Origin of the sequence: Desulfurella amilsii (genome assembly GCF_002119425.1) — a bacterium.
GTDB lineage: Bacteria > Campylobacterota_A > Desulfurellia > Desulfurellales > Desulfurellaceae > Desulfurella > Desulfurella amilsii.
In genome coordinates this window covers 1,050,518-1,072,585 of sequence record NZ_MDSU01000018.1, presented here as the reverse complement: position 1 = coordinate 1,072,585, position 22,068 = coordinate 1,050,518, and the positions used below count along the sequence as shown (strand labels likewise).

At 35.9% G+C, this 22,068-nt stretch carries 27 protein-coding genes and 1 pseudogene; 18 read left to right on the top strand and 10 right to left on the bottom strand.

Going from position 1 to position 22,068, the window contains the following annotated elements; translation table 11 throughout:
- Positions 1 to 53 precede the first annotated feature (53 nt).
- The 6 genes from DESAMIL20_RS09090 to DESAMIL20_RS09065 are packed head-to-tail and all read left to right on the top strand — an operon-like array spanning position 54 to position 6,351.
- Positions 54 to 1,721 (top strand): GspE/PulE family protein, encoded by a 1,668-nt coding sequence (locus DESAMIL20_RS09090; protein WP_086034536.1) that lies wholly within the window; start codon positions 54 to 56, stop codon positions 1,719 to 1,721.
- A 3-nt stretch (positions 1,722 to 1,724) separates the two neighbouring features.
- The gene (locus DESAMIL20_RS09085) at positions 1,725 to 3,860 is read left to right on the top strand and encodes an ATP-dependent DNA helicase RecG (protein WP_086034535.1); all 2,136 of its coding nucleotides are present in this window, start codon (positions 1,725 to 1,727) and stop codon (positions 3,858 to 3,860) included.
- Positions 3,857 to 4,633, top strand: a complete 777-nt coding sequence (locus tag DESAMIL20_RS09080) for a nitrilase-related carbon-nitrogen hydrolase (RefSeq protein WP_158090573.1) — start codon at positions 3,857 to 3,859, stop codon at positions 4,631 to 4,633. The genes DESAMIL20_RS09085 and DESAMIL20_RS09080 overlap by 4 nt, the downstream gene beginning before the upstream one ends.
- Positions 4,634 to 4,636: 3 nt before the next feature.
- Positions 4,637 to 5,128, top strand: coding sequence for a MogA/MoaB family molybdenum cofactor biosynthesis protein (locus DESAMIL20_RS09075; RefSeq protein ID WP_086034533.1), 492 nt, complete (start codon positions 4,637 to 4,639; stop codon positions 5,126 to 5,128).
- Between the two features lies 1 nt (position 5,129).
- Positions 5,130 to 5,573, top strand: coding sequence for an NfeD family protein (locus DESAMIL20_RS09070; RefSeq protein ID WP_086034532.1), 444 nt, complete (start codon positions 5,130 to 5,132; stop codon positions 5,571 to 5,573).
- 4 nt (positions 5,574 to 5,577) lie between these two features.
- On the top strand, positions 5,578 to 6,351 hold the full coding sequence (locus DESAMIL20_RS09065; protein WP_086034531.1) for a slipin family protein: 774 nt from the start codon (positions 5,578 to 5,580) through the stop codon (positions 6,349 to 6,351).
- Positions 6,352 to 6,829: 478 nt separating this feature from the next.
- On the opposite strand, the gene DESAMIL20_RS09060 is transcribed toward DESAMIL20_RS09065, so the two are convergent.
- The 6 genes and pseudogenes from DESAMIL20_RS09060 to DESAMIL20_RS09040 form a co-directional block, all read right to left on the bottom strand.
- Complete coding sequence (locus tag DESAMIL20_RS09060) at positions 6,830 to 7,003, bottom strand: hypothetical protein (RefSeq protein WP_204218593.1); 174 nt, start codon at positions 7,001 to 7,003, stop codon at positions 6,830 to 6,832.
- A 152-nt stretch (positions 7,004 to 7,155) separates the two neighbouring features.
- Complete coding sequence (locus tag DESAMIL20_RS09055; RefSeq protein ID WP_158090572.1) at positions 7,156 to 7,707, bottom strand: OmpA family protein; 552 nt, start codon at positions 7,705 to 7,707, stop codon at positions 7,156 to 7,158.
- A gap of 153 nt (positions 7,708 to 7,860) precedes the next feature.
- A complete protein-coding gene (locus DESAMIL20_RS09050; RefSeq protein WP_086034529.1) occupies positions 7,861 to 8,790 on the bottom strand; it encodes a sulfurtransferase in 930 nt (309 codons plus the stop codon).
- A gap of 226 nt (positions 8,791 to 9,016) precedes the next feature.
- A complete protein-coding gene (locus DESAMIL20_RS10885; RefSeq protein ID WP_409212533.1) occupies positions 9,017 to 9,121 on the bottom strand; it encodes a 4Fe-4S binding protein in 105 nt (34 codons plus the stop codon).
- A 38-nt stretch (positions 9,122 to 9,159) separates the two neighbouring features.
- Positions 9,160 to 9,207 (bottom strand): annotated as a pseudogene (locus DESAMIL20_RS10880) (hypothetical protein); the annotation flags it as partial.
- A 126-nt stretch (positions 9,208 to 9,333) separates the two neighbouring features.
- Entirely contained in the window at positions 9,334 to 9,594 is a 261-nt protein-coding gene (locus DESAMIL20_RS09040; RefSeq protein ID WP_086034528.1) for a hypothetical protein, read from the bottom strand.
- 438 nt (positions 9,595 to 10,032) lie between these two features.
- Between DESAMIL20_RS09040 and ribD the strand changes: the two genes are divergently transcribed.
- From ribD to DESAMIL20_RS09000, 8 genes are read left to right on the top strand one after another with little or no spacing between them, the layout of a single operon-like run.
- Positions 10,033 to 11,121: a bifunctional diaminohydroxyphosphoribosylaminopyrimidine deaminase/5-amino-6-(5-phosphoribosylamino)uracil reductase RibD gene (gene ribD, locus DESAMIL20_RS09035; protein ID WP_143340266.1), complete on the top strand. Its 1,089-nt coding sequence runs from the start codon at positions 10,033 to 10,035 to the stop codon at positions 11,119 to 11,121.
- Entirely contained in the window at positions 11,121 to 11,723 is a 603-nt protein-coding gene (locus tag DESAMIL20_RS09030) for a riboflavin synthase (RefSeq protein WP_086034526.1), read from the top strand. Before ribD ends, DESAMIL20_RS09030 begins: the two co-directional genes overlap by 1 nt.
- Positions 11,724 to 11,773: 50 nt before the next feature.
- Entirely contained in the window at positions 11,774 to 13,009 is a 1,236-nt protein-coding gene (locus tag DESAMIL20_RS09025) for a bifunctional 3,4-dihydroxy-2-butanone-4-phosphate synthase/GTP cyclohydrolase II (protein ID WP_086034748.1), read from the top strand.
- A gap of 10 nt (positions 13,010 to 13,019) precedes the next feature.
- On the top strand, positions 13,020 to 13,478 hold the full coding sequence (ribH, locus tag DESAMIL20_RS09020; RefSeq protein WP_086034525.1) for a 6,7-dimethyl-8-ribityllumazine synthase: 459 nt from the start codon (positions 13,020 to 13,022) through the stop codon (positions 13,476 to 13,478).
- 3 nt (positions 13,479 to 13,481) lie between these two features.
- Complete coding sequence (locus DESAMIL20_RS09015) at positions 13,482 to 13,874, top strand: transcription antitermination factor NusB (protein ID WP_086034524.1); 393 nt, start codon at positions 13,482 to 13,484, stop codon at positions 13,872 to 13,874.
- Positions 13,864 to 14,574 carry an orotidine-5'-phosphate decarboxylase gene (gene pyrF, locus DESAMIL20_RS09010; protein WP_086034523.1) on the top strand — a complete coding sequence of 237 codons (711 nt, stop codon included), beginning with the start codon at positions 13,864 to 13,866 and terminating at the stop codon, positions 14,572 to 14,574. The genes DESAMIL20_RS09015 and pyrF overlap by 11 nt, the downstream gene beginning before the upstream one ends.
- The gene (gene pyrE / locus DESAMIL20_RS09005; protein ID WP_086034522.1) at positions 14,575 to 15,147 is read left to right on the top strand and encodes an orotate phosphoribosyltransferase; all 573 of its coding nucleotides are present in this window, start codon (positions 14,575 to 14,577) and stop codon (positions 15,145 to 15,147) included.
- A 14-nt stretch (positions 15,148 to 15,161) separates the two neighbouring features.
- On the top strand, positions 15,162 to 15,842 hold the full coding sequence (locus tag DESAMIL20_RS09000; protein ID WP_086034521.1) for a metal-dependent hydrolase: 681 nt from the start codon (positions 15,162 to 15,164) through the stop codon (positions 15,840 to 15,842).
- Positions 15,843 to 15,880: 38 nt separating this feature from the next.
- Here the strand turns inward: DESAMIL20_RS09000 and DESAMIL20_RS08995 are convergent, their stop codons facing one another.
- Positions 15,881 to 16,642 (bottom strand): undecaprenyl-diphosphate phosphatase, encoded by a 762-nt coding sequence (locus tag DESAMIL20_RS08995; protein ID WP_086034520.1) that lies wholly within the window; start codon positions 16,640 to 16,642, stop codon positions 15,881 to 15,883.
- 116 nt (positions 16,643 to 16,758) lie between these two features.
- On the opposite strand from DESAMIL20_RS08995, the gene DESAMIL20_RS08990 reads away from it, so the two are divergent.
- From DESAMIL20_RS08990 to DESAMIL20_RS08980, 3 genes are read left to right on the top strand one after another with little or no spacing between them, the layout of a single operon-like run.
- Positions 16,759 to 17,268 (top strand): hypothetical protein, encoded by a 510-nt coding sequence (locus tag DESAMIL20_RS08990; RefSeq protein ID WP_086034519.1) that lies wholly within the window; start codon positions 16,759 to 16,761, stop codon positions 17,266 to 17,268.
- 36 nt (positions 17,269 to 17,304) lie between these two features.
- On the top strand, positions 17,305 to 17,742 hold the full coding sequence (locus DESAMIL20_RS08985; protein WP_086034518.1) for an FKBP-type peptidyl-prolyl cis-trans isomerase: 438 nt from the start codon (positions 17,305 to 17,307) through the stop codon (positions 17,740 to 17,742).
- A gap of 6 nt (positions 17,743 to 17,748) precedes the next feature.
- Positions 17,749 to 18,384: a PAB0415 family putative ATP pyrophosphatase gene (locus tag DESAMIL20_RS08980; RefSeq protein WP_086034517.1), complete on the top strand. Its 636-nt coding sequence runs from the start codon at positions 17,749 to 17,751 to the stop codon at positions 18,382 to 18,384.
- 2 nt (positions 18,385 to 18,386) lie between these two features.
- On the opposite strand, the gene DESAMIL20_RS08975 is transcribed toward DESAMIL20_RS08980, so the two are convergent.
- Genes DESAMIL20_RS08975 through DESAMIL20_RS08965 form a run of 3 tightly spaced genes read right to left on the bottom strand, consistent with a single transcriptional unit; the run spans position 18,387 to position 20,269 of the window.
- Entirely contained in the window at positions 18,387 to 18,884 is a 498-nt protein-coding gene (locus DESAMIL20_RS08975) for a DUF2148 domain-containing protein (protein ID WP_086034516.1), read from the bottom strand.
- A gap of 49 nt (positions 18,885 to 18,933) precedes the next feature.
- Positions 18,934 to 19,119 carry a putative motility protein gene (locus DESAMIL20_RS08970; RefSeq protein ID WP_086034515.1) on the bottom strand — a complete coding sequence of 62 codons (186 nt, stop codon included), beginning with the start codon at positions 19,117 to 19,119 and terminating at the stop codon, positions 18,934 to 18,936.
- Between the two features lie 10 nt (positions 19,120 to 19,129).
- A complete protein-coding gene (locus DESAMIL20_RS08965; protein ID WP_086034514.1) occupies positions 19,130 to 20,269 on the bottom strand; it encodes an iron-containing alcohol dehydrogenase in 1,140 nt (379 codons plus the stop codon).
- A 134-nt stretch (positions 20,270 to 20,403) separates the two neighbouring features.
- Here DESAMIL20_RS08965 and ilvD point away from each other — a divergent pair, with 134 nt between their 5' ends.
- The gene (gene ilvD, locus DESAMIL20_RS08960) at positions 20,404 to 22,065 is read left to right on the top strand and encodes a dihydroxy-acid dehydratase (protein WP_086034513.1); all 1,662 of its coding nucleotides are present in this window, start codon (positions 20,404 to 20,406) and stop codon (positions 22,063 to 22,065) included.
- Positions 22,066 to 22,068 lie beyond the last annotated feature (3 nt).

The following is a 22,068-nucleotide window of genomic DNA, read 5'->3' as shown; positions in this document are numbered from 1 at the left end:
TATTTGTTATTTTTATAAAAACATGCTAAAATTAAATAAAAGAGGTGTTTTGTGTGTCTTTAATTGGACAGTTATTGTTAAATAATCAAAAAATAACACAAGAGCAATTAAAACAGGCAATACAAGAGCAAGAAAAGACTAATAAGCGCCTGGGGGAAATTTTAAAAGAGCACAATTTAATTACAGATGAAGATATTGCCGATGTTTTAAGCAAGCAATTTAACTTAAAAAGAATAGTTTTAAGTAACGTATTAATTGATAGGAGCGTTGTTTCGATAATAAAAGAAGAGGTAGCACGGGAACGATTAATATTACCTTTTTCAAAAACTGATAATGAGCTTCATATTGCGGTGGTTGACCCAACAGAAAACACTTACCTAATAGATGAAATTAGGTTTACAACGGGCATTAAAAAAGTAATTTTGTATATTACAACGTCACAGGATACAATAAACGCTATAAATACAAGCTATACGATTTATAATAAACTTGAAGAATTTGTTAAAAACCTGCCGCAAACACAAACTATCGAGGAAGTTGAAGAAGAAAGTCAGTCAATTATACAAGAAAGCGACCCACCTTTGATTAAACTGGTAAATTCTATTATTGAAAATGCAATTATCTCAAGGGCTTCTGATATTCACGTAGAACCTTTTGAAAATCATGTAAAAGTTCGATATAGAATTGATGGCAAAAATATAGAAGCAATGAAGTTGCCAAAACAGTTTGCCCTAAGCATTGTATCAAGAATCAAAATTATGTCACACTTAGATATAGCAGAAAAGAGGTTGCCACAAGACGGTAGAATAAAACTAAAAATGCTTAATAAAGAAATCGACTTAAGGGTTTCTACGGTACCTGTTGCATTCGGAGAAAAATGTGTTATGAGAATTTTGGATTCATCGAGCATAAAGATAAATTTGCATGATCTGGGTTTTGAATCAGAAGATTTAGAAAAGTACATAAAAGCAGTTAAATCTCCGCATGGTATAATTTTGGTTACAGGACCAACAGGCTCTGGCAAATCTACAACGCTGTATGCAACGCTTAATTTATTAAATAATACAAGCGTAAATATCCTCACAGCAGAAGACCCGATAGAGTATAATTTAGAAGGCATCAATCAGCTACAGATAAATGAAGAGATTGGTTTAACATTTGCAAAAGCTCTGCGATCCTTTTTAAGGCAAGACCCAGATATTATCATGGTAGGCGAAATTAGAGATGCTGAAACTGCGGATATTGCTATAAGGTCGGCTCTAACTGGTCATCTGGTTTTGTCTACATTGCATACAAACGATGCGCCAAGTGCTATTGCAAGACTTATAGATATGGGTGTTGCGTCATATTTGCTTACTTCATCACTGAGGTTAATTTTAGCACAAAGATTGGTGAGAAAAATTTGCGATTCCTGTAAAATCGTATATGAGCCAGAACCAGAGTTGATAAAAAGTTTAGGTCTTGACAAAAAAGACACTGTGTTTTACCGTGGCAAAGGATGTCCCGCTTGCAATAATACTGGCTACAAAGGTAGGATAGCAATATATGAGACTATGCCTATAAATGAACAGATAAGAAGAGCTATAGTTGAGCTCTCACCCACGGATGAAATCCGCGATCTAGCTATTTCTGAAGGCATGCAAACACTCAGGCAAAGCGGCATTAAAAAGGTTTTGGATGGTACTACAACGATAGAAGAAGTGTTAGAAGTATCAATTTAAAACATGGTAAGAATAAAGCAGATACTAAATGCACTGGAAGCAAAAATTCTTACATATACACATATAAAAGATTATAAAAATGCAAATCTCTACCTTAAAAAAGAAAATTCGCTCATTAAATTTGACAAATGTGCAAACTGGCTTTTATCAAAACTCGTTTTAAAACCTTATGTAGAAAAAATATTTAACAAAAGGTACATTTATTGTGTTTTGGATTTACTGTTAACAAAACCCCTGCGACATGAACACTATACTCAAATAACGCCCATAGCAAACGCCCAAGATTATGCATGCGTAAAAGGGACTGTTGTATTAAAAAAGGCTGGCAATTATTATACTATAACGATTGACGATGGCAGCAGCAAACTGGATTGCAAATGGTTTAATGTTAATCAGTTTTTAAAGCACATACTAAGAAACATAAAAGTAGGCGCAACTGTTGTGTGTGAGGGGAAAATAACGGTATTTGGACAATTTAGAGAAATGCACCACCCACGTATACGACCACTTAGCTCATTTAAGCCACACGTTGATATAATCTACCCTTCGTTTGGAAACCTCAAAAACGCCACAGTGAAAAAAATTATAGAACAACACTTATCTATATCACCAAAACCCCTATATGATTTTTTGCCTTATACTATTTTAACAAGAAACAATTTACCTTTCTTGAGCGAGGTATTTGAATCCATACACATAAAAAGTATCTATGATGAAAGAATAGAAAAACGTTTAAAATACGATGAGCTTTTTTTAATGCAGTTGGGCTTAGCTTTACAAGAACAAGACAAAAAAAATGAATCAATCAGCGTAGATATTGATAAAGATTTTTTGCAAAAAGTAGAAAAAAAATTACCATTTGAGTTAACCATTGACCAAGTGCATGCTATCAATGTAATCTTAAATGATATGTCTGCATCACAGACTTCTATAAGACTACTTCAAGGCGACGTAGGTTCTGGAAAAACCATAGTGGCTTTAATTTGCGCTTTGGCTGTATTGAAAAATAACTATCAAGTTTGTATAATGTCACCTACTACTAGTCTTGCAGAGCAAACATATGCGGTTGCAAAAAGGTTTCTAGAGAATGAGGGGTTTAAGGTAGAACTACTCATAAACACAACAAAGAAAAAAAATGAAATTTTTCAGGCAGTTAAAGATTTTAAAATTCACTGCCTGGTGGGAACTCATGCTTTGCTAAATGAAAAGCTGGAGTTCAATAATCTGGGTTTTCTGGTTATTGACGAGCAGCATCGATTTGGTGTTGATCAAAGGAAAATGATATCTAATAAGGGTAAAAGTGTTTACTGTTTGATTATGAGCGCAACGCCGATACCAAGAAGCTTAGCTTTTGCAATTTATGGCAAAACAAAAGTAGTTGAAATACGCTCCATGCCAAAAAATCGAAAAGCCATATCGACAATTCACTTATACAAAAGCCAGGAAGAGAAGGCTTTTTTGCATGCAAGAGAAGAAATACTAAAGAAACACCAAGTTTATGTAGTATTTGCACTTATTGATGATTCTGAATCAAAAACGGATTTTGACTCTTTGATGGGCAGTTTTGAAGATGTTAAAAAGAGATATTTTAATGAGTTTGATTGTGCGTTTTTGCACTCAAATGTAAAAAGTGCAGAAAAAACCAAAATTTTTCACGATTTCGTAAGGGGGAAAATTGATTGTTTAATGAGCACAACCGTTATTGAGGTAGGCATAGATAACCCAAACGCTACAATCATAATTATCGAAAACGCAGAAAATTACGGCCTTGCGCAGCTGCACCAGCTAAGAGGAAGAGTCGGAAGAAGTGATTTAGATTCGTTTTGCTATTTAGTAACAAAAGACAAAATATCTTCTTTGGCAAAAAGACGTATAGATGTTTTGATTTCTACAACTGATGGTTTTGAGATAGCAAAGCAGGATTTAATTTTGCGCGGAAGCGGCGAGATTTACAGCACAAGGCAACATGGTTTGCCAGATTTAGAGTTTGCTGATATACTCAAAGATAGAGAACTTTTAGAAAAAGCCCAAAGGGATGTGTATGAGCTTTTGAATCTAGGCTACCCACTTAATGATGGATTACTTAAAATGGTAGAGCATAAATGGCAAAGAAAATTTTCTTTTGCGAGGGTGATATGAAGATCAGTATAGCTCAGATGCAGGTGCATGAAGGTGATGTTGAAAAGAACTTTGAAACTTCTTTGGGTATGATAGAAAAAGCATGCAGTGCTGACAGCAGGATTGTACTATTTCCAGAGCTATTTTTATCTGGTTTTGATTACCCAAACCTACAAAATCTATCAAAAAAGATGCCAGAGTATATCAACAAATTGCTAGAAAAATCTGCTGATATTGCAATCTGCGGAACATTTTTGGAAAATATTAATGATGAAATCTTTAACACATTTTATTGTTTGTATGAAAAGAAGGTAATGCTTAAGTATTCTAAGGTAAAGCTTTTTGAAGTAACCAAAGAAGATGATTATTTTTGTCCAGGCAATAAGAATCAGGAAAACACATTTGATTTGTTTGGAATAAAGTTTGGTGTTTGTATATGCTTTGAGCTGAGATTTCCAGAGATTTTAAGAAAAGCAGCGCTTAAAGGCGCAGAAGTGTTGCTGGTAAGCGCTATTTGGCCTGTTGAAAGACTAAACGCATGGCGAAAGCTTTCTGCAGCTAGAGCTATTGAAAACCAAGCGTTTGTAGCAACATGCAATGCAAACGATAAGTCTGGCAAATGGATATGTGCTGGTCACTCAAGTGTTTATGATCCAAACGGTACATTGCTGAGTAGCGCTTATAATCAAACCACTATCAAAACTATTTCAATTGATCCTGAGTATGCTAAAAATGTTAGAGAAAAATTTCCGAGTTTAATTAAAGCGTACGATTTAAATTGCGCAGGAGGCTAAAACATGAAGTTTGCTGTTATTACACTTTCCGACAAAGGCTATAGCAAAGAAAGACAAGATTTGACTGGGCCTGCACTAATAGATTTTATCCAAAAGAATTTAAACGATATGGATCTAGCATACTACACAGTGATCCCGGATGATAAAGAAATGCTCAAAAAAGAGCTTATAGAACTGAGCGACAACAATATCGATTTAATAGTAACAAATGGTTCAACAGGCATTGCACCGCGCGACATTGCCCCAGATGTTACACTAGAATTGATAGAAAAAAGACTCTTTGGTTTTGAAGAAGTAATGCGCTTGAAGAGTTTTGAGAAAACGTCCACAGCTATTGTATCTAGAGCCTGCGTAGGCACACGCAAAAACAGTCTGATTATTAATGTACCAGGAAGCCCAAAAGCAGCTATTGAAAATATTAGCGTAGTGCTTGGAGCTATTGAACATACGATCAAGAAATTACAAGGTGATCAAACGCCTTGCGCGAGTGTGTAGTATGAGTGCAGATATAGGCGAGATATTAGTTTTTTTATCATTTACATTTTTAATTTTGGAAATTTTTTTTGCAAGCGGAGGTATTTTTACATTTGTAGGTCTAACATCATTTATTATTGGTACTTATTTTTTGTATTTAAGCTTTAATGGCTTGCCGTCATTGTTTTTGTATGTAGTATGCCCCATTTTTATTGGAGTTTTTGTTTTTGTTGTTTTTGTAGTTATTCTTGGCTTAAAAGCACAAAAAGCTCCCGTTAAAACAACAGAAAATCTCGTAGGAGAAACAGGCGTATGCAAAAAACCAATAACAAAAAACAACCCGGGACAGATTGAGATAGAAGGAGAGATTTGGACAGCATCTAGCGACGAAGACATTGAAGTTGGACAAAAAGTTAAAGTAGTTAAACAAAAGTCTCTACAATTGTTTGTCAAAAAGGAGGAATAGTTTTATGGAAAGTATCGTGTTAATTGTTCTTGTTATTTTTTTATTGCTTGTGATTTTAAACTCTATACGTATTATCCAGGAGTACGATAGGGCAGTGATTTTTAGACTGGGGCGGGCAATAGGTGTAAAAGGGCCAGGGTTGATTATTTTGTGGCCAATTATTGATAGAATGGCAAAAATATCTTTAAGAATTAATACACTTGAAGTGCAACCACAGGATGTTATTACAAAAGATAATATAACAATCAAAATAAATGCTGTTGTATATTTTAAGGTTGTAAATGCACTAAACGCCGTCGTTCAAATAAAAAATTACGCCTACGCAGTAGAGCAGCTTGCACAAACAACGCTAAGGAGTGTTTGCGGTCAGGCTGAACTTGATAAACTACTTTCAGAAAGAGAAAAAGTAAACTCAGAAATTCAAGAAATTCTTGATAAACACACAGATGCATGGGGTGTAAAGGTAACGCTTGTTGAACTAAAACAAATTGATTTGCCTCAAGATATGCAAAGAGCAATGGCGCGCCAGGCAGAAGCAGAGCGTGACAGGCGTGCAAAAGTCATAAACGCAGATGGTGAATATCAAGCAGCAGAAAAATTAAACGAAGCAGCGCGCATTATATCACAAAACCCTATAGCGCTCCAACTTCGATATTTACAAACCTTAAATGAGATTTCTTCAACAAACAATACCACTACAATCTTACCAATACCACTTGATATCTTAAGAGAAATTGGCAAATCGATATCAAATGTAAAGGAGCAAAAGGATAGCTAAATCGGACTTAGTCTGCGTTATTAGCAAAATAAGTATGTGTTTTAATAAAAAAAGATAGCCAGAAATGTAACGTAAAGGAAAGTCGCGAATTCAATTTGACTATCTTTTTTGCTTATAGAAGGGTACACTGCCTTATTTACATGTACAATTTAGCTCATTATATAACCCTCTTTTGCGCTATAAATTTCAAATACCAAATTATAGTATATTGATTTCGCAAGTGGAGCCAAATACAAAAAATCACATTGTGCAATTTTAGCTCCCAATTGTGAATTTTTAAAATATTTATAAGACTTTTTGGTTAGAATTTTAGCCTATTGAAAGAGAAATTAACTGAAATTACAAAAACTTTTTTATATAATGTTAAAAAGTTAACCAAGTATGGCCGGCTTTTGGCCGGCATACAAAGAAATTGAAATTACTTGCCTTTTGGCTTTGGTTTTGGTTTTTCTTTTGGCATAAAATAATTCTCCTTGAGTTATTTCTTTACAGCTTTCTTTACAGGAGCTTTTTTAGCTACTGCCTTTTTAACTGGTGTTTTCTTAACAACTTTCTTTTCTACTTTTGGTTTTTCAACCTTTTTTGTTGCTGCAAGTGCGGGTGAAGCCATAAGACCCATTACCACTAAAGAAGCTAAAAGTTTCTTAAACATAAAGTAACACCTCCTATTGGAAACCTAGAAAGAGATTAAATCCTTTAATGTAAAATGAAAGTAAAATTAGTTTGATTAATTTTAAAAGGCGGCTTATATTTTAAAATGATGAGCATACCTCCATCAATTCTTCAAGTAGGGGCAGGATGCTCCTACTTATTTAAAATTACAAACTGGTCATTTCTATTTTTAGCCCAAGCGTATTCGTTTTGTGCCGGATCCACTGGTTTTAGTTTACCATTGCTCAGCGTTTCAATTCTGTCTGCTGATATTCCATGCATTACAAGATAATTCTTTGCTGAGTCTGCCCTTCTTTGGCCTAGGGCTAGGTTGTAGGCTTCCGTTCCACGCTCGTCGCAGTTACCTTCAATTTTAACTTTGATATCAGGATGTTTTGCCATATAGTCTGATATGCCGTCTAAAGATTTTGGCACATCCTGGTTAATGCCCCATTTGTCAATATGAGTTAGGTTAGCTTTGTTGAAATTAAAGTGAATGCGCTGGAAGATTTCTTTTAGCATTTGCTCTTCACTTACAGATGGTGTTGTAATGGGGGTAGGCGCAGGTGTAGTAGTTGGTTTTTGAACCTCTTGCTTTGGCGGTGCTGGTTTTGCAGCAATCGGCTTTTTAGGTGCTGTGGAGCAACCATAAGCCAAAAAAGAAGCACAACAAATAGCTGCTAGAGAAATAACGCTTTTTCTCACGTTTTTAAACCTCCTAAATAAATATCTAAGGTACATTTTACTAAATAATTAATAAAATACAATGTTTTCTGGATTACTTTTTTGTATTTTTTATTTAATAAATTAAAAGTTGATTTAAAAAAGTATGCCTTGCTTATCGCAAGGCATTAAAGATCAAAAAGGGTTTGAGCCTTTAACTATTGGTATATTTGGATTTCTTGATGCGCTTACCATTGAGCCGTTGTAAACCCACACTAGTTTGTCATTGAATAAGGCGTTTGCTACAAACCATAAACCGCTGCCTAGTCTTGCTGTGTTGCAGTAGGAAATAATTGGTTTATTTAAATCCACACCGCCTTTCTTAAACATTGTTCCAATTTCTAATGGTGTTTTTAAAACATAGTAGTTATTGACTTTTTTCATGTATTCAGATGCTGGCAAATCAATGGCGCCTTTGATATGCCCGTGTCTGGCAAGACGCTTATCGCTTGTAAGTTCTCCTGTGTACTGATTGAGAGGCCTTGCATCTACAATCTGAATTCTATTTTCATTATTGACAGCCCAAGCTACAAAATTGCTAAAACAGTAGGTGTGTGGATTGTTGTGTTCAATTACAAAATGCGATTTTGGTAGCTTAAACACATTGTGTTGAATAGGTCTTTTTTCATCTACCCATTTTTCAATGCCACCATTCATATAATATACATTCTTAACTCCAGCCCAATGAAGTGCCAACATTACCCTAGTAGCATTGGTAAGGAAAAAAGCACCTTTTCTACCCCCAGCATAAACTATTGCTGTGTTGTTTGGCATCATACCAAGTTCCGATAAAGCGTGTTGTATCTGTTGATTTTGTGCAATACTCCTTGCTTTTACGTTTGGAAATTTCATAGCAAATAAGGGACCGGTAGATGGCAAACTTATGGCATCTGGTAAATGAGATTGCAGGTAAGCTTTTGTATCTCTAGCGTCTACTATAACTACATTCTTTTTACCAACCAGAGAGGCCACCTGTGAAGTTGACATAACACCGACTTTTGCCATAGCTAAATTGAAACCAAACAGCATCAAGGAAACGGCAACGAAAAAAATGCGCTTTAACATTTCAAAACCTCCTGCAAAAATATCTTACAGTAATTAAGTCATTATATTATTAAATTATAATTGATTTTTCGTTAAAAAGATAGGGCTATAAATGAAAAAGCTATAACACATAGCAAAAAAACTAAGTGCTATAGCTTTATAGGGAAACATCTTGTGTATAATAAACGTTAATTAGGGTTCCATCTTGCGACTTTAAAACATGGTAGGATGTAGCTTCTTTTAATATTTAAGAAACTAGAGAGTTTGTTTTATTTAAATCACTAAAGTTTCTTGCATGCATAGGGCATACTTCCATACAAGCTTTACACCCAATACACTTATTAAAGTCCACAACACAATGCCATCGCTTGAGCGTTTGTAACTAGCACCTGTTGGGCACGTCCAAACACAAAGGGGATTATCGCATTGATTACACAAAATAGGTATCTAATTCATCTTGTAATTATCGCTTTAAGCTTTTTCAATAGCGTTTCACTCATTTTTTGATCAAAAACTATTAGAAGAGGTATAAATGAAAGTACAGCAATGCTTCCTAAAATGCCTTTAATGAAGTCTTTTCACTGCCCCTTTAGAGTTTTTTAAGCGATGTAGGTGGTTTTGGAATTTTTGCACCGTGACATTCTGCGCAGTTGAATTGTGCTGTGATGCACACTTTTCCTGATGCAAACCATGCGATGTTTTCGCTGTATTTGCCCTGCGCCATTTATTTAGTTCTTCTACAAGCTTGTATGCAACGCTTGCAGCTACACGAGCACAACGATCTTTTCTTTCAGGACTATTTATAAGATAACCGCTTGCATGCATCCATTTACCCAGACTGATATGGCAAAGTGGAGGTTTTCTTTACCGATAATTGCCGCAAAGCCCACAAGCCTATAGCTATGGGGATATAAGGCAATAAGTTTTTAATTGCATTATATTTGCTTTTGTTAATTGTGGAGCAAAGGTGATTAAAACTTATAAATATAAACTATATAAAACCAAAAGGCTTAAAAGCCTGCACGGACTTATAAATATATCCGCAGATATTTATAACCACTGCATAGCTTTGCAACGGAGATATTAAAACATTAACGGTTAAAAGAAGATACATTGGGAGATATTTATATCCTTATAACATTTTAAAGAGCAATTTAAACCCAGGCAAAAAGGTATTGGACTTTAATTTTTTCTACGTGCGCTAAAGCCTTTTGTATTTTTGTAAAATTTGACAAAACTTTTATAGTTTAGTATTTTCTAATTGTGAATACAGATGAAATGTTTATGAAAAAAGCTATAGAACTTGCAAAAAAAGGTTTATATAAAACGTGTCCAAACCCAGCTGTAGGTGCTGTTATTGTAAAAGACGGCAAAATAATTGGCAAAGGCTATCATAAAAAGGCAGGGCTTGACCACGCTGAGGTGGTCGCAATCAAAAGCGTCTCTGACAAATCTTTGCTTAATGGCGCTACAATGTATGTTACGCTTGAGCCTTGCAATCACTATGGTAAAACTCCCCCCTGTTCGCTTGCAATACTAAATTCGCATATAAAGCGCGTTGTTATTGGAATGCTTGATGTAAACAAAACAGCAAGTGGTTCAGTTCAATTTTTAAAAGGAAAAGGCTTAGATGTAACAGTTGGTTGTTTAGAAGAAGCCTGCTGTAAACTTAATGAAATATTTATTACAAATATCACTAAACAAAGACCGTTTTATGCAATGAAGGCAGCTATGTTGCTGAATGGATGTATATCCATTAAAGGCGGTGTATCGCGCTACATTACTTCCACAGAATCCCTTGAGTATGTACATAGGCTAAGAAGCAGATACAATGGTGTTTTAGTGGGTATAAACACGATTTTGATGGACGACCCGCTTTTGAATTGCCGAATAAAGCGCTGTAATCAGCCAAAGCGCATTGTACTGGATGCTTTTTTAAAAATACCTCTTTCTGCTAAAATATTTAGTTTTAATCCCACAAATATTTACATAGCTACAAGAGCTTCAAGCGATTTAAATAAAAAATCTATACTGCAATCAATGGGCGTGAATATTATAGAATGCGCTTTATCTGGTGATGGCATAGATTTGATTGATTTATCAAAAAAACTATTGGAAAGAGATATTTGCAGTGTTTTGGTTGAAGGAGGCTCTCGCATTCATGGTTCATTTTTGAGTGCTAATTTGTACGATAAAGCGCATTTATTCTACGCACCAAAAATTACGGGCTCCTATGGCGCTTTTAATGTAATAGGTTCTCAGGCAGCCTCGGATTTTTCTGAAGTAAAGAATCTAAAAACCTATACGTGTAGAAGAATTGGCAATGATATAATTGTTGAAGGTGATTTTTAATGTTTACGGGTATTGTTGAAGAGGTTGGTCATGTAAAATCTATTCGTGAAAAAAGCGGCGGTTTGAGTATTTTAATCGAGTCAAAAAATATACTTGATGATTTAAAAGTAGGCGACTCTATTGCCGTAAATGGTGCATGCTTAACGTGCACAAAGCTTGAATCCTTTGGTTTTTGGGCTGATTTATCAAAAGAAACGCTTGATACAACAAACTTAAAATTTGCAAGTGTAGGTGAATATTTGAATTTAGAAAGGGCATTAAGGCTTTCTGATAGATTGTCTGGTCACATTGTGCTTGGTCATGTGGATTGCACGGCTAGACTGCTATCTATAAAAAACACTGGTGAGTTTTATATTTTAAGGGTTGAATTAGCAAGGGATATTAAAAACTATGTAATTTTAAAAGGGTCAGTATGTATAGATGGGGTAAGTCTTACCATTGCCAGTTTAGCAGAAAGTTACTTTGAGATTGCTGTAATTCCCCATACTTTTGAAAACACTGCATTGAAATTTAGAAAATCAGCATATAAATTAAACATTGAGGCAGATTATTTTGGCAAATACATAGAGAATTATTTAAAAAACTTGAAAGAGGTGAAGTGATTATGGAAACGAAAACTAATACTGTTGATAAAACATTGACGTCTATCAAAATGGAAGACAACAAAAACCTTCCAGCAAGTCTAAATTCTTGCTTTTGTACCACGCAAGAGGCTATAGAAGAAATAAAATCGGGCAGAATGATAATATTGGTAGATGATGAAGACAGAGAAAATGAAGGTGATTTAGCCATTGCTGCACAATTTGCAACGCAAGAGGCAATAAATTTTATGGCAAAGTACGCGCGTGGTCTTATTTGTTTTCCTGCCGAAAAGCAAATTTTGGATAGACTTGATTTGGATTTAATGGTAGAAAGCGAAGATCCTTTTAGGACCGCTTTTACTGTGTCAATTGATGCAAAATACGGCACTACAACTGGTATTTCTGCAGCAGACAGAGCGCTTACTATTCAAACAGCCATAAAACCAGGTGCAAAACCAGAAGATTTTGTAAAGCCTGGCCATGTATTTCCATTGATTGCAAAAAAAGGCGGTGTGCTTGTTAGAACAGGACATACGGAAGGCAGTGTGGATCTGGCTAAAATGGCTGGTTTGATTCCCGCAGCTGCGATTTGTGAGATTATGAACGAAGATGGCACAATGGCGCGCACAGAGCAGTTGATTGGGTTTGCAAAGCAACATAACATTAAAATAGCCACAATTGCAGATATTATTGAATACAGGATGCGTACAGAAAAACTTGTCAAAAGGCAGGCAAGCGCGCATTTACCTACAAAGTATGGCGATTTTGAGATAGTAGTTTATACAAACTCTATAGATAATTATGAGCATGTGGCGTTAGTAAAAGGCCATATTAGCCCAGATGAGCCAGTGTTGGTTAGAGTTCACTCATCTTGCTTAACTGGTGATATTTTGGGCTCTCTAAGGTGTGATTGTGGAGACCAATTGCACACAGCTATGAAAATGGTAGAAAGAGCAGGCAAAGGTGTAGTGATCTACATGCAACAAGAAGGCAGAGGCATTGGCCTATCCAATAAGATTAAAGCCTACAAGCTTCAAGATGAAGGCTACGATACAGTGGAGGCAAACGAAAAGTTGGGCTTTAAAGCAGATTTAAGAAATTACGGCATAGGTGCACAGATGCTGGTTGATTTGGGTGTTAGAAAAATGAGACTTATGACAAACAATCCCAAAAAGATTGTAGCTCTTAGGGGTTATGGTTTAGAGGTAGTAGAACGCGTACCTATAGAAATTGAACCAAATGATGTAAATAGATGCTATTTATCCGTTAAAAAAACAAAAATGGGTCATATATTAAACAATGTTTAAGGAGTCTAATATGAAATATATCGAGGGTCTGCTTAGTGCAAAAGGTAAAAAGATAGCTATTATAGTCAGCAGGTTTAATAGTTTTATCTCAGATAAGTTGCTTGAAGGGGCGCTTGATGCAATTGTAAGAAACGATGGCAGTAAAGATAACATAACCGTCTATAAAGTGCCTGGTGCTTTTGAAATCCCAATCTTGCTCTCAAAGCTTGTTGATAAAGATTTTGACGGGATACTGTGCCTTGGCGCAATTATAAGAGGTGCAACACCACATTTTGACTTTATAGCTCAAGAGACTACAAAGGGCATTGCGCAAGTGGCCCAAAAAGCAAAAATGCCTGTTTCGTACGGTGTTTTGACCACAGACACAATAGATCAAGCTATTGAGCGCGCTGGTACTAAAATGGGCAACAAAGGCTTTGATGCAGCAGTTGCTTTGCTTGAGATGATGAGTCTGTTTGAAGCAATATAGATTATGTCTAGAAGGGCAGTTAGAAGCGAGGCGATGAAATTTATATATGCAAAAACACTAAATGATTCTTTTACATTGGGCGAATTTTTATTTAGTTTGACAAAGATTAAAAACCCAAAAGAAAAAGAGGATTTAGAGTTGTTAGTGCAAAGTATCATAAGAGTTGAAGACAAAATTGAAAATTTTATCAAGCAATGCTCAGAGGAATATGAAAAACTTAACCACCTTGATATAAGCATCCTTAAGGTAGGTGCTTTTGAGCTATTATACAGTAATTTACCTAAAAGCATTGTTATAAACGAAGCAGTGGAAATTGCAAAAGAATACGGCGATGATGTGTCAAAAGCGATTGTAAACGCAATACTCGATTGTATAGGAGCACATTATGAAAGATAGGTTGATTGTTGCCCTTGATGTAGATACGTTTGAACAAGCATGCTCAATTGTAGATGAGTTAGGTGATGAGGTGTTGACTTACAAAATTGGGCTTGCACCGTTTATTGGTTATGGTTTTAAAATTATTGACTATATAAAGTCTAAAAATAAAAGGTTTTTTTTGGATTTGAAATTTTTTGATATACCAAATACTGTAGAATTGGCTGTTTATCAGGCCTGCATGCTTGGTGCATCAATGCTATCGCTTCATACAATAGGCACAAAGCTTATGATTGAGGCAGCAATTGCTGGCAAGAAGCGCTTTGAAGATCAAACGGGTAAGGCAGGCCCTATACTGCTTGGTATTACAATTTTAACAAGTATGGACGAAGATAGTTTAGAAAGTGGTATGTTTATAAAGAAACCTCTGGGTGAAACAATTTTGGGTTTGGCAAAAAATGCCTATGATGCTGGCCTTAGGGGTTTTGTAGCTTCACCAAATGAAGCTAAACTCTTAAAAGACTCTTTTGATGATGTTGTTGTAGTTACGCCAGGTATTAGAATGGGCGACTCAAAAGATGATCAAAAGCGCTCAAACACGCCCAGGTTTGCCATCGAAAACAAAGCAGATTATATTGTTGTTGGAAGACCCATTATTAAAGCTCAAAATCCAAAACAAGCGGTAATTGAATGTATTAAAAATATGAAAGGAGAAATGTAAATGTTAACACAGGAAGGAGCGCTGGATATTTACAAACAATGTGGTGCTTATCTAGAGGGTCATTTTAAGCTAACAAGCGGTTTGCATAGCAAGTATTATTTGCAATCGGCACTTGTGCTGCAGTATCCAAATTTTGCAGAAAAGCTTTGTGCATCAATAGCAGAGCATTTTAAAGATAAGCAAATCGATGTTGTTATTGGTCCTGCTATGGGGGCCATTTTGGTTTCGTACGAAGTGGCACGTCATCTTGGCGCAAGAAGTGTATTCGCAGAGCGCGTTGATAATGTGCTTACTATGAAGCGCAACTTTTTTATAGACAAAAAAGAAAGGGTGCTTGTTGTAGAGGATGTTGTAACAACAGGCAAAAGCGTTTATGAAACAATCGATGTTGCAAAACAGTACTCATCAAATATCGTAGGCATTGGAGCGCTTGTGGATAGGGGCGGAGGATTTAAGACGGATTTAGATTATTTTCCATTAATAAAACTAAATATTGTTAATTATGAACCTCAAAACTGTCCACTATGCAAAGAAAATATTCCACTTGTAAAGCCAGGCAGTAGAAAAATATAAAAAGGAGGTGCTCTATGCAACTTACCTATTTGGGTCATTCGGCAGTATTGGCAAAAGGTAGCGTTTCGGTTATTGTCGATCCTTTTTTAACAGGAAACCCTCAGGCAACAGTTAAGCCAAGTGATGTAAAAGTAGACTACATTCTTTTAACGCACGGCCACTCAGATCATATAGGAGATGCGCTAGAAATTGCAAAAAACAACCAAGCTACCATTATAGCACCATTTGAACTTGCAATATATTGTCAACAAAAAGGTGCGCAAAAAGTTAACCCTATGTATATAGGTGGCTTTAGGCGTTTTAGTGATTCTTTTTGTGTAAAACTCACCATTGCTCATCACGGTAGCAGTGTAATAGAAGGCGATAAAATAATCTACACTGGCAATCCTTGCGGTTTTGTGGTTGAGCTTGATGGTAAAAGATTCTACCATTCTGGCGATACAGGTTTGTTTTTGGATATGCAATTAATTGGCGAAAATGGTCTTGATTTGGCGATTTTGCCTATTGGTGATAATTTTACAATGGGTATTAAAGACGCTGCAAAAGCTGTAGAGTTTTTAAAACCGAAAAAAGTTTTACCTATCCACTACAACACATGGGATATAATTAGTGCTGATCCACAAGAATTTAAAAATGCTGTTAAAACTTCATGTGAAGTTGTAATACTAAAACCAAACGAAACCCTAAACTTATAATTTTTTAGGCTACTCTTTTTAGGGTAGCCGTTTTAGCTTTAAGCGAAGATGAGATAAACCGCGCCTACTATTATCCTATAAAAGCCAAATACCATTAGATTATTAGAAGAAATAAAGTGCAAAAAAGTCTTAACGCTTATAATGGCAAATATTAAAGCCGTGACAAAGCTTACACCCATAGCCATAAAGTCACTGTGTGTGATTTGCGCATGGTCTTTGAAAAGCGCATATCCTCCAGCGCTTAAAATTGTTGGTATGGCAAGCAAAAATGAAAACTCAACAGAAGTTTTTCTATCCATACCAAGCAATATTCCACCTACAATTGTAGCACCAGATCGTGAAACGCCCGGTATAAAAGCAAGCGCTTGAATAAAGCCAAGTAAAATAGCTTTTTTTACGCTAAGCTGATCTATGCTGTTAATGGTGGGTTTTTTCTTGGATAATTCAACGGCTATAATAATAATGCCGCCAATAATTAAAGAAATAACAGTAATTTTATCGTTGTAGAGCAAATAATGTTTTACAGGCTTGTAAACTATTAAGCCCAAAATACCCGTTGGTATAAAAGCATAAATAACTTTTTTTAAGGTTTGGTGGTCTATTAATAGTCTTTTTGTATATAGAATCAATACAGCAAAAACCGCGCCTAACTGCATAACAATTTCGTAAATTTTTATAAAGTCACTGGAAGGTATACCAATTGCTTTGCCAACAAGCGTCAAATTGCCAGCTGCAGATACAGGCAAAAACTCCAAAATGCCTTCTACAATGCCTAAAATAATTGCATGAAAAATGCTCATAATGGTTGCATTCTATACATTTGTGTATTGCTTGTCAAATAGAAATTAAAGCAAATGCTGCCAACTAGCCTTGACATTTTTTAAAGTTTAACTATAGTAAAACAAAAGGAGGCTTTATGGGTTCAAAAAAAACATGCTATATTGTAATTTTGATTTTGCTGATTGCTGTAGTGGGTGTTTATTTTTATGGCACCTTAAAGTTAAACTCTTACAAGAAAGCCCAAGAATTGGCATTTTCAAACAAAATAGCCCAATTAAATGTTAATTTTGATGCCAAACAAATGGCAACGAAAACGTCACTTATTGAAAGCCTAGCTGTGCCATTGAGCTATTTTGTAAAAAATGCTATAGAGACGAATAATAACCAGAGCATTAACGAGTGTTTTAATGAACTTGTCAGGCACAAAGGATTTAAAGATATTAATCTAATTAAAGCAGGTAAAGTTTTTGTTGGAACCAACAAGAAATATGAAGGTGAAGCATTTAATAAAATTTACCCAAAAGAGTTTACAGACTACAAAGAAATTACAATCAAACAAATCCAACCAGGCTTGTCATACTTAATAGTTCCCATCATGAGCACAAACGCACAATTAGGTTTTGTTGTTGTTACATTTGGCGATTAAGGTTTCTAAATAAATTTTTATATTTTGAGGTGTTTCATGGCTAATGCACAAAAAGGCGATAAGGTTTTCGTACATTATGTAGGAAAGTTAGATGATGGTAGTGTTTTTGATTCATCTATAAATTCGAATCCATTGGAATTTACAATAGGTGATGGATCAATAATACCGGGTTTTGAAGAGGCTGTAATTGATTTAGAAGAAGGTCAAAAGAAGTCATTCACCGTAAAATCAGAAGATGCTTATGGTCCCTACTATAACGAGCGTGTAATTGTAATCAACAAATCACAACTACCACCAGATTTAGATCCGCAAGCTGGAGATAAGCTACAAGGCCAGCAGCCAGATGGCAGCGTTGTGCTTTTTAGCGTAATTGATAGAAATGAAGATGAAATAACACTTGATGGAAATCATCCGCTTGCTGGCAAAAATCTAAATTTTGAGATTGAGCTTGTAAAAATTCAACAAGAATCTTAGATAAAGTTGAAAGCTGTATCTCTTTTTTCGGGTGGCAAAGATGGTCTATTTGCCACCTATTTAGCCCAAAAAAATTCCATAGATGTAAAGTATTTTTTGTTATTGAATACTACAATTGGGCTATCTCCTCACTATGAAAATCTGAACTCTTTAAAGATTATTGCAAACTCATGCAAAACAGAGCTTTTAATATTTGATATGTCAAACGCATACAGTAAATTTGTACAATTTTTGCAAGCACTTGATGTTGATATGATTATAAGTGGAGATATTTATTTAGAGCCACACTATGAATGGCTAAAAGATTTAGCTAGTAACTCTCATAAAGAATTTTTAGAGCCACTATGGCAGCAAAACAGTAAAGATTTGGTGCAAAACATGTTAGATAACGGTTTTTCCTACACTATTATAGCTTGCAAAAAAACAAAATTATCAAAAGACTACCTTGGATATAGCTTTATTAAAGATAATGATTTAAGTAAGTTTTTAAAAGAAAATCCGCATATTGACCCAGCAGGCGAAGCAGGGGAATTCCATACAGTTGTTACCTATTGTCCGTTATATGATAGACCATTTAAACTAACGGATACTGCTTTCTTTGATTCACAAGAGTACTATTATTTAAGCTTTAATTTAGAATAGTTTTAATATTTTCTATCAAAAAATATATTTTTTGGGCCTACATACAGTGGCACACCGTAGGCGCTAAATACATCTTTTATTATGCCAAGCTCAATGGCTGCTTTGCCAAGCGATAGCATTATTCTGTTGTCAATGCCTAGAATACTTGCAAGCTTAACTAAAGAACCCAGGGCAATACCGCAATCTGTAATGGTTAATGCGCAATATGCACCATTTTGCTTGCATGCATCGCACTCTTCAAAGCCACAAAAACCGCAGTTGTAATTGTGATAATACTTTTTTGCACCTACAAATATTATATGTTCAATATTTTCGCATGTAAGAGCGTCTCTTTTGTAAAAAGAGAAATTTGTGCGATTTGAAATTTCAAACATCTTTTCAAGAATTTGTTGAATTTGAGTTTTACTTGAAATATTGGCTATTAATACATCATCTTTGCCACCTGCTTTTGGTGCGCTAATTGCCGTATTACTCAAAAACTCAATGCTACAATTAAACATCTTTCAATGTCTCCAATTTTAATTTTTTAAACCAAACAAGCATACTTAGTTATACTTTTTTATCAAATAAGCTACCCAGAATACTAGATTTTGGCACTGTATCATTTTTCTGAGCTTGTATTGGCAATTTGTTTTGGGCATCTTGCTGCATTTTTAGTAAATTACTTACTTGCTTTTTATTTGTATCGATGGCTTTTTGCAATACATCTACGCCCACTTGTGCATTTACCTGCATATATTCCTCCTTAAAGTGCAAACTTTAAAATGCTTGCAATTTTTTCTTTCGTGTACTCATTCAAACCCCATTTTTGAGCAAGCGATACGGCATTTTGTGCTATAGCTTCGATATCTGTTTGAGCTAGCCCCACATCTTTTAGTTTTGTTGGTGCTCCAATTGAAGCAAAAAAACTCTCAAGTCCTTCTATGGCTTTATCTGGGTTATCTATACCAAAGACCTCTTTGCCAAAGCGCTGTAGTCTTTGACTTAGATTATCTTTATTGTACTTAAGCCATGCTGGAAAAACAATCGATAATGTTGAGCCATGAGCTATATCAAATAATGCTGAAATGGAGTGGCCCATCATGTGATTTGGGAATGCATATGCACCAATGCCTGCTGTTGTTAAACCATTTAGAGCAAGCGTAGCAGACCACATAAAGTTTGCCCTAGCATCGTAGTTTTCGGGTTCTTTTAGAATCTGTTTTGTTGACGAGATAATTGTTTTTACAAGTGTTTCCACAAAACCATCCTGGATTGGAGTACTTAAGTATTTTTTTGTGAAATAACCTTCAAGCAAGTGCACGATCGCATCAACACTACCGTTTGCTACATGATTTTTTGGCACAGTGTATGTGTTTGTGGGATCAAGTATGGAGATTTTGGGAAACAAAGCATCCCCTCTGATATTAAATTTTTGTTTAGTTTTTTCATTTGTAATCACTGCGCCTGAGTTCATCTCAGAAGCGGTAGCTGCAAGGGTTAGTACTACATAAATAGGTAGAGCTTGCTTTATTTGAGCCTTATCTATAAAAAAATCCCATACATCACCATCGTAGTAGAAACCTGCTGCTATCGTTTTTGCACTATCTATGACGCTGCCACCGCCTGCTGCTATTATGCAGTCTATGTTTTCTTTTTTTGCAAGCTCTATTGCTTCATAAACAAACGAAAGCACAGGATTCGGTTTTACGCCAGATTTTTCTACAAATGCAACATTGTTTTTTTTCAGCGAATCCATCACTTTATTATAAATACCATTTTGCTTTATACTGGTACCACCATATAAAAACAGACATTTTTTATTTCTAAGGTACCTGCCAATATTTTTTGTTTGATTTTCACCAAAAACAATTTGAGTTGGGTTATAAAAAATAAACTCTTTCATATTCGCCTCCTATTTACACAAGATATGCATTATGAATTATAAGTCAAGAGTTTGCTAAAAAGCCTATATTAATTTGACACCAGAATTTTTTAAGTTATAATTTGAAAAAATTGTAGTTTTTTAAGGAGTTTAGTATGCGAAGAAGTGACATTATGTTAAAAGGACCTGAGAGGGCACCACATAGATCTCTGTTTAAAGCCGATGGTTTTACAGATCAAGAACTATCAAGACCCATTATTGCTATAGCCAACTCATCAAACGATATAGTACCAGGCCATGTTCACCTAAAAACGCTTGTTGAAGCGGTAAAGGCGGGTATTTATATGGCTGGGGGTACCCCTATTGAGTTTAACACTATTGGTGTAGACGACGGTATTGCAATGGGTCATTTGGGTATGCACTACTCATTGCCATCAAGGGAAAATATAGCAGACGCTGTAGAGATTATGGTCAATGCTCACCCTGTTGATGGTCTTGTGATACTGCCTGCATGTGACAAGATTGTGCCTGGTATGATGATGGCTGCAGCAAGGGTTAATATACCCACAATTATGATATCTGGCGGGCCTATGCTTGCTGGCAAGCATCAAGGCAAAGATATAGATTTAGCACAGGTGTTTGAAGGTGTTGGCAAAAAAATCATAGGTAAAATTACTGAAGAAGAATTATTGGAAATAGAGAATACCGCATGTCCTTCGTGTGGGTCTTGCTCTGGTATGTATTCTGCAAACTCTATCAACTGCCTAAGCGAGGCTCTAGGTTTGAGTCTTCCTGGAAATGGTACGATACCTGCTGTATATGCAGCACGCACAAGGCTTGCTAAGCTGTCTGGTATGAAAATTGTCGAGCTTGTAGAAAAAAACATAAAACCAAGAGACGTAATTACAATTGATAGTATAAAAAATGCCATTGCCGCAGATATGGCAATGGGATGCTCTACAAACACCGTGTTGCATTTATTGGCAATTGCGCAAGAAGCAAACATTGAGCTTCACCTTGACATATTCAATGAAATAAGCGATAAGGCACCGGATTTGTGCTCGTTTAGCCCAGTTGGTCCATATCACTTAGAGGATCTTGACAACGCAGGCGGTATCATGGCTATATTAAATCGCTTAGACAGCATTGGTTTAATAAAAAGGGACTGCCTGACAGTAACAGGATCAAGCATATACGATTCTTACAAGAATGCCAAGGTTACAAATAACAATATCATAAGGCCAGTTGATAAGCCGTACTATCCAAAGGGGGGGCTGTCCATGCTAAAAGGCAATTTAGCACCATTTGGAGCTGTATTGAAGCAGTCGGGTGTTTCTGCTGCGCTGGATCATTTTGTTGGCAAAGCGCGCGTATTTGACAGCGAAGAGGAAGCAACGCAAGCAATATTTAACAGGCAAATTAAAGAAGGTGACTGCGTTGTTATTCGCTACGAAGGACCAGCAGGTGGGCCTGGTATGAAAGAAATGCTCACCCCTACAAGCGCTATAGCAGGCATGGGGCTTGACACAAGTGTTGCTCTTATTACAGATGGGAGGTTTTCTGGCGCTACAAGGGGACTGTCTGTAGGACACATCTCACCTGAGGCAGCAAAAGGCGGGCTCATTGGCTTAATTGAAGAAGGTGACTTGGTAGAAATTGATGTAGTCAAAAAGACTATTAACTTGCTTGTCGATGAAAGTATTATTGAGGAGAGGAAAAAGCACTTCAAGCCCAAACAGCCAAAGATAACCACAGGTTATCTGGCGCGCTATGCAAGGCTTGTGCAAGATGCACATTTAGGCGCAGTATTGAGGTAGGCT